Annotated in this window: 13 protein-coding genes and 2 tRNA genes; 8 read left to right on the top strand and 7 right to left on the bottom strand. The window is 36.2% G+C overall.

The genetic code is table 11. From position 1 onward, the window contains the following. Positions 1–45 precede the first annotated feature (45 nt). Positions 46–1,020: an asparaginase gene (locus tag ACKTSC_RS11750; RefSeq protein WP_332580832.1), complete on the top strand. Its 975-nt coding sequence runs from the start codon at positions 46–48 to the stop codon at positions 1,018–1,020. Positions 1,021–1,059: 39 nt separating this feature from the next. Here ACKTSC_RS11750 and ACKTSC_RS11745 read toward each other — a convergent pair whose 3' ends face one another. The 5 genes from ACKTSC_RS11745 to ACKTSC_RS11725 form a co-directional block, all read right to left on the bottom strand. Next, the gene (locus tag ACKTSC_RS11745) at positions 1,060–1,797 is read right to left on the bottom strand and encodes an acyl-[acyl-carrier-protein] thioesterase (RefSeq protein WP_407857700.1); all 738 of its coding nucleotides are present in this window, start codon (positions 1,795–1,797) and stop codon (positions 1,060–1,062) included. Further along, positions 1,798–2,631: a fructosamine kinase family protein gene (locus tag ACKTSC_RS11740; RefSeq protein ID WP_407857699.1), complete on the bottom strand. Its 834-nt coding sequence runs from the start codon at positions 2,629–2,631 to the stop codon at positions 1,798–1,800. It lies immediately after the preceding gene. Between the two features lie 12 nt (positions 2,632–2,643). Then, positions 2,644–3,429, bottom strand: a complete 786-nt coding sequence (locus tag ACKTSC_RS11735; RefSeq protein ID WP_407857698.1) for a tyrosine-protein phosphatase — start codon at positions 3,427–3,429, stop codon at positions 2,644–2,646. Positions 3,430–3,549: 120 nt separating this feature from the next. Further along, complete coding sequence (locus ACKTSC_RS11730) at positions 3,550–4,878, bottom strand: C1 family peptidase (RefSeq protein WP_407857697.1); 1,329 nt, start codon at positions 4,876–4,878, stop codon at positions 3,550–3,552. Between the two features lie 253 nt (positions 4,879–5,131). Further along, positions 5,132–5,205: transfer RNA gene (locus tag ACKTSC_RS11725), tRNA-Asn, on the bottom strand. Between the two features lie 75 nt (positions 5,206–5,280). Between ACKTSC_RS11725 and ACKTSC_RS11720 the strand changes: the two genes are divergently transcribed. Beyond that, positions 5,281–6,423: a serine hydrolase domain-containing protein gene (locus ACKTSC_RS11720; protein ID WP_407857696.1), complete on the top strand. Its 1,143-nt coding sequence runs from the start codon at positions 5,281–5,283 to the stop codon at positions 6,421–6,423. A 108-nt stretch (positions 6,424–6,531) separates the two neighbouring features. Beyond that, positions 6,532–6,604 (top strand) — tRNA-Thr (locus ACKTSC_RS11715). Positions 6,605–6,800: 196 nt separating this feature from the next. Here ACKTSC_RS11715 and kynU read toward each other — a convergent pair. After that, positions 6,801–8,072 (bottom strand): kynureninase, encoded by a 1,272-nt coding sequence (kynU, locus tag ACKTSC_RS11710; protein WP_407857695.1) that lies wholly within the window; start codon positions 8,070–8,072, stop codon positions 6,801–6,803. Positions 8,073–8,219: 147 nt separating this feature from the next. Between kynU and ACKTSC_RS11705 the strand changes: the two genes are divergently transcribed. Beyond that, positions 8,220–8,657: an Lrp/AsnC family transcriptional regulator gene (locus ACKTSC_RS11705; protein ID WP_407857694.1), complete on the top strand. Its 438-nt coding sequence runs from the start codon at positions 8,220–8,222 to the stop codon at positions 8,655–8,657. A gap of 415 nt (positions 8,658–9,072) precedes the next feature. Beyond that, positions 9,073–9,699, top strand: a complete 627-nt coding sequence (gene apf, locus ACKTSC_RS11700; protein ID WP_407857693.1) for an aggregation-promoting factor — start codon at positions 9,073–9,075, stop codon at positions 9,697–9,699. 38 nt (positions 9,700–9,737) lie between these two features. On the opposite strand, the gene ACKTSC_RS11695 is transcribed toward apf, so the two are convergent. Then, positions 9,738–10,382, bottom strand: coding sequence for an HAD-IA family hydrolase (locus tag ACKTSC_RS11695; protein ID WP_407857692.1), 645 nt, complete (start codon positions 10,380–10,382; stop codon positions 9,738–9,740). 125 nt (positions 10,383–10,507) lie between these two features. Between ACKTSC_RS11695 and ACKTSC_RS11690 the strand changes: the two genes are divergently transcribed. The 3 genes from ACKTSC_RS11690 to ACKTSC_RS11680 form a co-directional block, all read left to right on the top strand. Next, on the top strand, positions 10,508–11,482 hold the full coding sequence (locus ACKTSC_RS11690; protein WP_407857691.1) for a ring-cleaving dioxygenase: 975 nt from the start codon (positions 10,508–10,510) through the stop codon (positions 11,480–11,482). An 11-nt stretch (positions 11,483–11,493) separates the two neighbouring features. Next, the gene (locus ACKTSC_RS11685) at positions 11,494–12,114 is read left to right on the top strand and encodes a flavin reductase family protein (protein ID WP_407857690.1); all 621 of its coding nucleotides are present in this window, start codon (positions 11,494–11,496) and stop codon (positions 12,112–12,114) included. Positions 12,115–12,210: 96 nt separating this feature from the next. Beyond that, on the top strand, positions 12,211–12,400 hold a 190-nt coding region (locus ACKTSC_RS11680; RefSeq protein ID WP_407857206.1), incomplete at its 3' end, for a helix-turn-helix domain-containing protein.

Genomic DNA, 12,400 nt, shown 5'->3' with positions numbered 1-12,400 from the left:
AAGAAAATTAGCTATAATGCGCTAATAATGAATGGAGCAATACAAATGAAACGAATCTTGATTTTACATACTGGCGGAACAATCTCTATGAGCCAAGACGCTGATGGCGCTGTTCGCCCTGACAAAAAAAATCCGTTATTAGCCGCTGGCCAAGAATTACGCTTACCTGCTGATATTGAATTGATCGTAGAGGATTTTTCAAATTTACCCTCTCCTCACATTACGGTGGAAACGATGTTTGAAATAAAAGAACGAATCAAACAAGCAAAAAAAGAAAACATCGATAGCGTCGTAATCACTCATGGAACCGATACGTTGGAAGAAACCGCTTATTTTCTTGATATCACGATTGGTGATCTTCTACCCATTATTTTAACGGGTGCTATGCGCTCAATCAATGAATTAGGTAGTGACGGATTATATAATTTTGAATGTGCGATTCGTGTAGCTGCTTCTGAAAGCGCAATCGATAAAGGTGTATTGGTCGTAATGAATGATGAAGTCCACAGTGCTCGCTACGTTACCAAGACCCATACCACTAATGTTGCTACGTTTAGAACCCCAACATTAGGACCAATCGGACTTGTCACAAAATCAAAAATCCTCTTTAAACAAGAATTGCCAAAAACCACGCGTTACGACGTTGAAAGCTTTGCTGCTTTGATTCCGATCATCAAAGTTTTTGCCGGGATGCAAGGTGATTTTTTCCGCTTATTAGATCAAGGAATCTCCGTCGATGGGATAGTCGTTGAAGCATTAGGTGCTGGGAACCTGCCACCTCAAACATTGCCCGCTTTTTATCATTTACTAGATAAAGGCTTACCGATCGTTTTAGTTTCTCGCTGTTTCAATGGTATTGCTGAACCGGTTTATGATTATCATGGCGGGGGTGTCGAATTGGCTCAACATGGTGTGATTTTTTGTAACGGGATCAATAGCCAAAAAGCACGCATCAAATTATTGATCGCTTTAAATGCAAATTTATCAAAAACAGAACTAAAACGCTTTTTAGAAGAATAAGTTCTGAACAGCAAAAAAAGCTAAATCCATTTTTAGGATTTAGCTTTTTTTCTTCCATGAAATATTTGCTTCACAAGCTAATTGATCACCTAAACGAATTTCATGGTGCGTAATCGTTTGATCGGTTTCTTTAATTTCATAGAAACTTTGGATATCGTTGCCGTATAAAACTTCTTTATCAAATTTAACATTGACATACGTCGGCTCATGTTGCGCCATAAAATCGTAACCTAAAACATCGATCATCCAATTGAAATACATGGCATTGTTGACATGATGGTTACTGTCAAGATCATAATAACGGACATGATACAATTGGTGATCTTCCCCAGAAACCTTCTCTATTTTTGGCCAACGTTTGATTTTCTTCACTTGTGAAGATTCAAATGGAGCCATCAACTCAGCATCAACACTGCTCATTTTACGATTCTCGATATCCATCAGGACAAAGGCCATCGTGATCTTTACTAATTCTTCACCCGCTTCAGTATAAACAAGATAATCGCGGTAACAGAAAAAACGATTGAATTCTGTTGGATTTGTTGTAACTTTTATTGTTTCCCCAACTTGCGGTAAACGATTGATCGTAACTTCGGTTTGCGTGATCACCCACGTAACACCTAAAGTATTGATATAATCCGTTCCACGATTCAACTCATCGCTTTGATCTGAAGATGCTTTGATTGCCACACTCAATAATGCCGGAAAGGTCATATTTTGATTGATGTCGCATTGATAATAAGTTACTTCATGTTCAATTGTATATCTCTTTCCCAATTACTTTCCTCCTAAAGCTAAAACCCGATCTACTGATTCACCATAACTTTCACCAAAAATATTCAGGTGAACGAGCAGATAATATAATTGATAAATCGCGATTCGATCTTGCCACCCTTCACGCATCGGCATAATTTCTTGATAACTTGCGATAAATTCTTGACGAAACCCGCCAAACAGTTGCGACATCGCTAGATCCATTTCCCGATGCCCAAAGGAAACTGCTGGATCGACAAACACTGGCTGCCCTTGCTTATCAAAAAAAGTATTGCCGCTCCAAAAATCACCGTGCAGTAAAGTTGGCACTACTGACATTGTACCCCATTTTTGATAAATCCACTCTTTAAATAACTGATAATTTCTTTCGCGTTCTTCGGTCCAATGATTGCGCTCATTAGCGATTCGAATCTGGACCTCTAAACGATGGGTAAAATAGAAATCCCACCAGTTCTTTTCTCGTGTATTGATCTGCGGCAGTAGTCCCATAAAATTATTTTTCTTGTACCCAAATTTAATAGCATTGATTTGATGGATCTTACTTAATTCCTTGGCTAGATCCTTTTGATTCCCTTCCCCAGGTTCGATCCATTCTAATAGTAAAAAAGCACTCTCTTTAAAACTGCCATGTTGATAAACTTTGGGAACACGCACAGCATTGCTCAATTCGTTTAAGCCATCTACTTCGGCTGTAAAAAAGTCGCTAGATACTTGTGGATGATATTTTAAAAAATAATTTTGCTGACCATCAGTGACACGATAGGTTTGATTAATATCGCCACCGGCAATTGGGATGATTTTGGTTTGTAGTTGTAAAAAATCTAACAAATCATTCATTTCGCCAGCTCCTTAAACTAAATAAATTTTTTGCAAATCTTTGATCTCTTGTGGAGAGACACCAATTCCTTCATTGATAAATTGAGCAATCGTTCCATAATGCTTTTTGATTTCATCGAAACTTGTTTGCATGTACTCTTCTTTCGCCAACATCATATCTTCGATTCCATGTAAAGCATTCGCTGGAACACCTGCTTGTTCCGCCTTTTGATACATTTCTTGGACTACTTTTTTCAAATAGCGGTTGGTTGCTAAATAATCTTGCATAATCATTTCTTGCGGCACATTCAGTGAACTCAGCAATAGCATCGCTCCAAATCCGGTTCGATCTTTTCCGGCTGTACAATGAAACAACAAGCTTTGTTCAGGCGCTTGATTATCTAAAACTAAATCAAAAAATTTGCGGTATTGTCCTCGTACATGAGCATCGGTCACAAAATGCGTATATACTTCAAGCATTTGTTGAGTTGCTTGAATCCCTTCTTGCATCCGTTCCAACATTTTTTTAGGTGAAGCAGAAGCGGTGTCTGTTTCGTCAATTGGAAAAATCGGTAAGAAAATATTCTCCGCCGTCGGGATCGTTTTATCCGGCTGACTTTCACGTTCTTCTAGTGAACGAAAATCGACTACTCGCTTGATTCCATAGTCTTGTAAATATACTTGGTCTTTTTCATCAATATGATTGATACTAGCCGAGCGTATCAATTTTCGTGATGCGACTTTGCAACCATCCTTGGTTTCATATCCACCTAATTCACGCATATTTTCTGCGTGTTGAACTGCTAATCGTTTCGACATTCAAACATCCTCCTTTTTTTAAAAGTATAGCACAGCCTTTCAGAAAACGCGTTTCTCACTACAGCGGATAGTCGAGAAAAAAGAACCTAAAACAATGGCTGTTTTAGGTTCTTTTCGATATTATGCAAGTGCCCCCATTGGATCCCAAGGTGCTAAAACTGTTGGTGCTGCTTCAAAGGCTGCTAATTGTTCTGGTGAAAGAAATTCTTTACGGACCACGATTTGATATGTGTATTCGTCCATCCATTCATCACTCATGACGAAGAAGCCTTTTTCACCGACTTTTTCTCCCCAACTATTTTCGACTTTCCATTTTTTCGCTTGATCATCGATTATATCAACACCCGTCAAAACCATCGCATGCGTCATTAAACTTTCGCCGTAATCAAGACGTTCAGCTTTAGTCATCGTTAAATCAACATCGAATAAATCTTCAATATCATACGCATCCAATGCCATGATACCACTATCCCGTGTTGATGATTGACCGACATCACAGCCAAACCAGACAGATTCTCCCTGTTCTAATTGTTTAACTGCTAAAGCTTTGAAATCATTCATTTCAAGATTTAAATATTTCACTGGTTTGCCGTCAACAACATTTCCTAACATGTCGACTGTATAAGACTTCATAAAAGGTTTATCTTCCGTTGGAGCATTGATGATACTCACATAATCATCTAGATTTACCCCCACATATTTATCATAAAATGATTGCGGTGTCAAAGCTTGATCGAGATGATAGTTCTTTTCATCATCGCGGTATTCAAAATCAAACACTTCCGGCGGTGTGCCTAATGAAATTGCTAATAAATTATAGACCTCTTGCAACATGGCTTCTCGATTCGCTTGGATTTCTTCATCAGAAGCTTTTTCAGCAACCATTTGACGTAATAGTGTCGCATGTTTGCGCAACAATTTATTCAAGTAATTATTTAAATCACGTGAATTAGAACTGTTGCTACTTTCAGGCATTACACTTTTTGGTACGACACCGTATTTTTGAAATAAAGAAACGATCATATCCCATTGACCGCCATCTTGTTGCGGTGTTTGTAATAAGAAAGCAACCTCACGACTCGTTGTTGGTTGTTCAGCTGTATTTAAAATATTTTCATAGAAATAATTCGCTTTTTCGTATTTATCCCAAAAGAAGGTGTAATTTTGAGAAAGTTCGAAATCTTTTAATTGAAACGACGTCAATAATTTATGACGGAAGGTATTCAATGCTGCAAACATCCAGCAACGGCCGGATTGTTTTTGGTTCGCTACTTTTCCAGTTGCTAAATCGATCGAAAAGACCGGTGTATTTTCAATTTGTGCTTGGATATTTTCTGCAGAGGTGCGGATACCATTTTTCACAACGCCTCGTTGCAATGCGACTTGTTTTGAATTTTTTTCGAAAGCCTCGCGAAAAGCTTTTGTTCGTTCATTTTTGATTTTTGACATAAAAAAACGCCTCCTTGTTCCACATTCTACGCTTAAACGAGTAAAGAGACAATTGATTTACAACTTTAGCTATTTCGGATCTATTTAGCCTGGATTTGTATCTTGAATATTTGATAAGAAATCGAATAATCTAGCCAAAATAAAAATAACTTGTTTTGTTTTTAGAATTTCTTATATCCATCCATTTTTTTCATTAAAAATTCACATTTTAAGTGTAAAAAAAAGATGTGATCAATTGATCACATCTTTCAAACTCCGGCAGTAGGACTCGAACCTACGACATCATGATTAACAGTCATGCGCTACTACCAACTGAGCTATGCCGGAAGAATACTTTATAATAATAGCAATTTTTTATTTAAGTTGCAATCCTAAATTTAAAAAAAATCAGGAGAATTTTTTATGTCTAAAAATCGGTACCGTCATCACAAAACCAATCACCATAAAAAGTACTATTTATTAACTAGTTTCACGCTATTACTGTTTGGTGGAGCTATTATTTTTTATTTCCATGAAGCTCATAAAACAACTGAAACAGCGGCAGCTGATGAAACGCGTCAATCGACTGATTTGATCACAGCGATCAAGCCCAGAGATCAAGTATCCTCAACGATTGAACAAACTTTAGTTGAGAAAAATTTTAGTGGTACAGCATTAGTATTTAAAAATGGCCAAATTATTTTGAATAAAGCCTACGGTTGGCAAAACCAAAGTAAAAAAATCAAAAACAGTATTTCCACCCAATACTGTATCGGCTCTGTCCAAAAAGACCAAACAGCTTATTTAATCATGCAAGCAATCAAAGCAGGTAAATTATCTTATGATCAAAAACTTAGTGATTTTTATCCAGAAATTCCAAACAGTACCCAAATTTCAATCAAAGACATGCTAAACATGAGTTCTGGACTAAGGATCGATGAAAAGAAAATCGAAGCGTTAAATACGACCGACACTCAAAAAATATTAGCTGAAACGGTTCGTTTAGCCACAGTTGCCTCTAACACTAATTATTCTTATCAACCCGTCAATTATGTTCTGCTAGCTGGTATACTAGAACAACTCTATCAAACCAGTTATCAAAAACTTTATCAAAAGTATATCATCGACGCTTTAAATCTAAAGGAAACTGGTTTTTATTCCACTAAAAGCAGCCAACAAGCCCTTTCATATAATCAATCGCTAGCTGGCTTGGTCTATGCTCCAGCTAGTACCTCTTCTTATGCTGATGAACTAGGAACAGGAAATATTTTTATGTCAGCAGAAGATTTGTATCATTATTACCAATCGTTCTTTGACGAAACATACATAACAGCCAATGAACGGACAGAGCTTTGGTCCCCTTATGCAGGAGAAACTTATGCTGGTGGTATTTATAATCAAAAAAATAAATATTATGGTCATGGCGTAAAGGCGCGTTTTGAGACCTTTGTTAATTTTTCAAAAGATGGAAAAAATGGCGTGATCTTACTTTCAAATGTTTGGACTCAAAAAAATGGTTACGGTAGTCTTTCAGACCAACTCTATAAGAAAGTCGTTGCTCAATGAGCGGCGGCTTTTTTATCCATTATTTAAATTTATGAATACTTATTTCTTTGTAAGCAGTTGACAAATACAAGACACTTCGCTATTCTATAAATTGTATTAAATAACTATGCCGCCTTAGCTCAGCTGGTAGAGCACCACCATGGTAAGGTGGGGGTCGTCGGTTCAAATCCGACAGGTGGCTTATTTTTTTGTTGATAATCCTATTGTTTCACTCTCTTACTGAGAGCAGCTGTAACCAATAGACGTGAACTCTTTCATAGCTTCCTTATAAATGAAGGAACATGGGAGAGTTATTTTTATATCATCAAATCGCTTTTTTTATTGTCAAAAGCAAAAACTCAGCCTCATTTATAGGCTGAGTTTATTTTTATTTAATTTCACACGACTGCTGACCGAATAGCGCTATATTTTGTATAGATGTTTTGCTGTATGATATCCGCCAATATTTCGACTACTTGATAGATTTCTTCATATGAAGTATATAGCGCAATCGGTGCTAAACGAATGACATTCGGTTCTCTGAAATCAGGAATGACTCCTAAGTCTCGTAGTGCTGCTGCAATCCGATAAGCCTCTTGGTGTTGGAGACAAACATGACCCCCACGTACACTGTCTTCTCGCTTATTGCCATAGCTATAACCGTAAGATGTTAATTTTTCATCGATCAAATACATTAAGTAAGCTGTCTTTTCTAATGAAACAGCTCGAATTTTTTTCATTCCAACTTCTTCGAATAATTTCAACGATCCTTCTAAAGTTACCATTGAAAAAATTGCCGGCGATCCACTTTGCCAGCCGCTAGCATCTTCCTGATGTTCAAATGTTTGCTTCAATTGAAATTGTGTTGCATTCCGATTTCCAAACCAGCCAGCCAAACCTGGCGTATTCCCAAAATGTTTCTTATTTATATATAAACCTGCAGTGGATCCTAGACCGCCATTTAAATATTTATACGTACACCAAACTGCAAAATCTGGTTGAATCGCTTGAAAATCTATTTCCACTGCACCGATAGCATGACATAAATCAAATCCGATGATGATTCCTCGTTCATGAGCCGCTTTAGCCAAACGTTTCATATCAATAAGTTGGGCACTTCGATAAAGGACTGCAGGTAATAAAACTAGTGCAACATCTTCTGTCATCGCTTCAATCATCGCTTGTTCATCAATGAATTCACCATCAGGACTTTTCACGACTTTTACAGCATCAGATACTTGATAATCTTTCAAACTTACGATGCTGTCTACTGCATATCGGTCTGTTGGAAAGTTTAAATCATCCACTAAAATCTTATACCGTTCTTTAGTAGGGTGATAAAACGTCGCCAAGACTGAATGGATATTAGAAGTTGTACTTCCTGTAACCACGACCTCCTCAGGCAACGCATTGATTAGCGGAGCCATCATTTCCCCAAGCTTTTCCCCATAAAGATATAGAACATTCCATGCCCGCACACCCTCTTTTTTCCAACGTTCAATCATTGCTTCTAATTCTTTTACAGCGGCCTTTGAAGCTAAACCCAGAGAATTACCATCCATATAGATTTCTCCTGGCTGAAGATAGAAGGCTTCACGATATTTATGTAATTCATCTTGTTGATCCAATTTTTTCGCAAACGCTATATCATTTTCAAAAATCCTCGTCATGCTAAATTCCTCCACTTCTTTGATTGCTATTATTATAGAAGAAACACGTCCAACTAAAATATAGCGAAAATAAGTTTCTTTCCCACGATTTTTCGATTAAACTAGTTTTATCATCTATTTTTTTTACAAAACGAAAGGAGCTTTTTTATGATTGATCAAACAGACTTAGCCATTCTCAAAGCACTAAGTAATGATAGCCGCATCAAAATAAAGGCACTTTCCAAAGAAGTCGCCCTTTCAGAACCTAGTGTGAAGACTCGAATCGAGAAAATGATCGATAATGGTATCATCACTTCTTTTTCGATTGAGATAGATTATAGTAAATTAGGTTATACGATTCCCTTGTATATTCAAATCAGTGACTTAACAATTACCAATAGACATTTTTTAAAAATAGTTGAGCAACTACCTGAAATCACCGCCATATCTTCTGTAACTGGAGAAACAAACTATCTCCTCAAAGCACAAGTTCAAACAGTTAAGGATATGGAAACTTTACTTTCCATTCTAATTCAGTATGGTAAAGTCGCAACTTCAATTGTATTAGAAGAGAAAAATGCTGGTAAATTAATAGATACTCTATAAAAGCCTCCCATCTAAGAACGGATTGGAGGCTTTTTTTATTCTATTTATATAGACATAGATCCCTCCTATTTACCTTTTCTTAATAAATAATGGTGGAATCTATTATTAACTCAGCTTTAAAATTAGCAAAAATATTACATTCAGATTGCAACATTGCAAATATGCAAATCGCTTTCACTAATTTTACTATATAATTTTCTGCTACTAACCTTGATATAACTTACTTTTAAGGAAGTCATAATAGAGTTTAAGTATTTCAAAAGGCCTGATCTGACGTAGTTTTGTTACATTCTTACATTACACTGTAACGTCTTGTTACTGGTTTATAACCCATGACATGTAAATCGATGGTAAAGTATATCTCGTAGTCGAAATGACTGATTTAAATTTTAAAACTTTTGGAGGAATTTACATAATGAAATTTGGAAAAACTCTTGTACTTACAGCGTTACTTACAGCCGGTGCTGCTTTTGGATTAGGAACAAACGATGCACACGCAGCTGAAAACTACACCGTTAAATCTGGTGACACATTATCAAAAATCTCAATCAAATTTGCTGGTGATAACAGCTTAGTTAATTCGATTGCTAAAGACAACAATATCTCAAATGTTAACATGATTTTTGAAGGCGAAAACTTAACGATCAATACAGATGCTAAAGGAAATACTACGGTAGCACCTGTACAAACTACACAAGCTACTACACAACAAACAGCTCCCGCAGCTACAACTCAAACAACTGCTACACAAGAAACAGCACAAACTGAACAAGCTGCTACAACAGCAACAGCTACAGCCGCAACTACTTCTACAACAACGAGCACAAATTCTGCAAAAGAATGGATTGCACAAAAAGAATCTAGCGGTTCTTATACAGCTACAAACGGTCAATACATCGGACGTTACCAATTATCTGCTTCATATTTAAATGGTGACTACTCTGCAGAAAACCAAGAACGTGTTGCTGATCAATATGTAACTTCTCGTTATGGTTCATGGGAAGGCGCTCAAGCTTTCTGGCAAGCAAACGGCTGGTATTAAGTCGAAGATCTTTAAAAAACCCTCAACTGAGGGTTTTTTTATTTAATTAATTTTCTAACCGCATCAGTCAATTCACTCACTGAGTCGACAACAATATCTGCTTGAGCATCCACTAACTCATCTCGACTACCAAAACCATAAAGAACACCTATACTTGATAAATTGTTAGCTTTAGCTCCTAAAATATCAAATTTTCGATCGCCGATCATTACTGCTTCCTGTGTATCAAGTTTATTTAATGCATAAGCAATCACATCTACCTTTTTGGCTCGTTGTCCATCTAAATCTGCTCCAAATATATCGAAAAAATACTCAGTTAAGCCAATTTCCGCTACTATTTGTTTAGCATAAATCTCCGGTTTTGAAGTTGCAATAGCCAAAAGATAGTCAGAAGATAATTCATTCAGCATTTTTTCAATATCTGGATAAACGCATAAACGATGAATTCCTTTTTCAGCAAAATACTCACGATAAATCGTTTCAGCTATTTTTGCTTCTTCATTTTCTAGTCCATAAACAGTCAATAATGAGTCTCTTAGTGGTGGACCGATAAAACTAGCTAAGATAGTCTCATTAGGGATTCGTAAAGATAACTTATTCATCATATATTTTAAACTTTCTAGGATTCCTTCACTTGAATCAGTTAATGTTCCATCTAAATCAAAGAAAACAAGTTTTTTCATTTTATCCCTCCTGATTCCATCCTACTTACTTTTAGATCATTTTTCAATAAGACGATATCATTGCTAAATAATCAAATTTCAAATATACTTACTTTTAGTAAGAATATTTATTGGGGGAATTTATAATGAATACACAAATCCTTGGTTTACACCATGTTACGGCTATGACTTCTAGTGCTGAAAAAAATTATCGCTTCTTTACTGATATCCTAGGCCTACGCATGATTAAAAAGACCGTTAATCAGGATGATATCGAAACATATCACTTATATTTTACAGATGATACGGGTGCACCCGGTACAGATATGACTTTTTTTGATTTTCCAAATAATCCCAAAGGAACAAAAGGAGCCAATAGTATCTCCAGAACAGGCTTTAGAGTTCCAACTGATAAGTCCCTTGAATATTGGCAACAACGGTTCACAGATTTAAATATTTCCCATGGTAAAATCAAGGAGCGTTTCGGAAAAAAATATTTGGAATTTCATGATTATGATGATCAACTATTCCAATTAGTTTCTGATGAAAAAAATCAAGGCGTAGCAGGTGGAACGCCTTGGAAAAATTCAAATGTTCCTGCAGAACATGCTATCTTTGGTTTAGGACCGACGATCGTTACTATTGCAAAATTTGAACACTTAAAATTAGTCTTAGAAAATCTTTTAGGTTTTAAAGAAACAGCGAATGAGGATTCACTTCATCAATTTGAAGTCGCTGAAGGTGGTAATGGTGCCACTATCCTAGTTGATGATCAACCAACAATGTTCCCTGCTCAAGAAGGTTATGGAAATATTCATCATCTAGCATTACGGGTTGCTAACGAAGAAGTCTTACGAGAATGGATTGAAAAAATTAATGCTTTAGAATTTCCAAATTCTGGCTTTGTAGACCGTTTTTATTTCCAATCAGAATATTTCTTAGCTGCACCCAACGTTCTATTTGAATTGGCTACAGATGGACCGGGATTTTTAGAAGACGAGACATATGAACATGCCGGGGAAATTTTATCATTACCTCCGCATTTGCAAGCAAAAAGACAAGAAATTGAAGAATATGTGCGTCCATTCGATACCTCTGATGCAAATAAAAAACGCAATTAAGGAGAAATATGATGTATTTCTATTCTGCTGATAAATTAACAGCAAAACAAAACTATAAATTTTTGACCGGTAGTGTTATTCCTAGACCGATTGCGTGGATCACGACAATGAATAAGCAAAATAAACTAGTCAATGCCGCGCCATTCAGTTATTTCAATGTCGTAGCCAAAGATTTACCCTTGATCAGTTTGTCGATCAACCGCAAAGATCATGAAATGAAAGATACTGCTAAAAATTTACTCTCTCAACATGAAGGGGTAATTCACTTGGTAAATGACTCAGTATTAAAATTAATGAATCAAACAGCAGCCACACTTCCAAGTGAAAAAAGCGAGTTGGAAGGTCTGGATATTACACTTGTGGATAGTCAATCAATTGATGTTCCTGCCATTAAAGAATCCCCTATCCGTTACGAAGTAAAGTTACATCAACATATTGAAATAAAAGATCATGAACAAACTACTATTAGTGATTTATTTATTTTAGAAGTTCTAAACTATTATTTCAGTAAAGAATTATTTGATGCTAAAAAAGAATACGTCGATCCTATAGCGTTTGATCCAATCTCACGCTTAGCAGGAAATAGTTATAGCCATATCAATAAAATCATGGATATCAAAAGACCAGACTAAAAAAACGCTCAATCTAATGGAACTGACACTATAATTAGATACAATTAAAAAAGAGCACCTCAAATTTAGTAAAATAAATTTGGAGGTGTTTTTCTAATGGCAAAACATAATTATTATCCGGAGAAATTAAAAATTCAAATCGTTGAGAGATTATTAGCAGGAGAATCAGGTTCCTCCCTTCGAGAAGAATTTAATATCCCAAGTAGAGGAACAATATATAGGTGGAAACAGTGGTACATGAAAGGAGAAATTCACCGTTTAAAAACTTCTTCAGGTCGTCCTTTAG

This window comes from Enterococcus hailinensis, assembly GCF_045862035.1.
Taxonomy (GTDB): domain Bacteria; phylum Bacillota; class Bacilli; order Lactobacillales; family Enterococcaceae; genus Enterococcus_A; species Enterococcus_A hailinensis.
Note: the sequence above shows the minus strand (reverse complement) of the source record. Positions and strands in the feature narration are given on the sequence as shown.

Coding starts and splice junctions, on each gene's coding strand:
- ACKTSC_RS11750 (WP_332580832.1), top strand. CDS start 46: ATGAAACGAATCTTGATTTTACATACTGGCGGAACAATCTCTATGAGC.
- ACKTSC_RS11740 (WP_407857699.1), bottom strand. CDS start 2,631: ATGAATGATTTGTTAGATTTTTTACAACTACAAACCAAAATCATCCCA.
- ACKTSC_RS11735 (WP_407857698.1), bottom strand. CDS start 3,429: ATGTCGAAACGATTAGCAGTTCAACACGCAGAAAATATGCGTGAATTA.
- ACKTSC_RS11730 (WP_407857697.1), bottom strand. CDS start 4,878: ATGTCAAAAATCAAAAATGAACGAACAAAAGCTTTTCGCGAGGCTTTC.
- ACKTSC_RS11720 (WP_407857696.1), top strand. CDS start 5,281: ATGTCTAAAAATCGGTACCGTCATCACAAAACCAATCACCATAAAAAG.
- kynU (WP_407857695.1), bottom strand. CDS start 8,072: ATGACGAGGATTTTTGAAAATGATATAGCGTTTGCGAAAAAATTGGAT.
- ACKTSC_RS11705 (WP_407857694.1), top strand. CDS start 8,220: ATGATTGATCAAACAGACTTAGCCATTCTCAAAGCACTAAGTAATGAT.
- apf (WP_407857693.1), top strand. CDS start 9,073: ATGAAATTTGGAAAAACTCTTGTACTTACAGCGTTACTTACAGCCGGT.
- ACKTSC_RS11695 (WP_407857692.1), bottom strand. CDS start 10,382: ATGAAAAAACTTGTTTTCTTTGATTTAGATGGAACATTAACTGATTCA.
- ACKTSC_RS11690 (WP_407857691.1), top strand. CDS start 10,508: ATGAATACACAAATCCTTGGTTTACACCATGTTACGGCTATGACTTCT.
- ACKTSC_RS11685 (WP_407857690.1), top strand. CDS start 11,494: ATGTATTTCTATTCTGCTGATAAATTAACAGCAAAACAAAACTATAAA.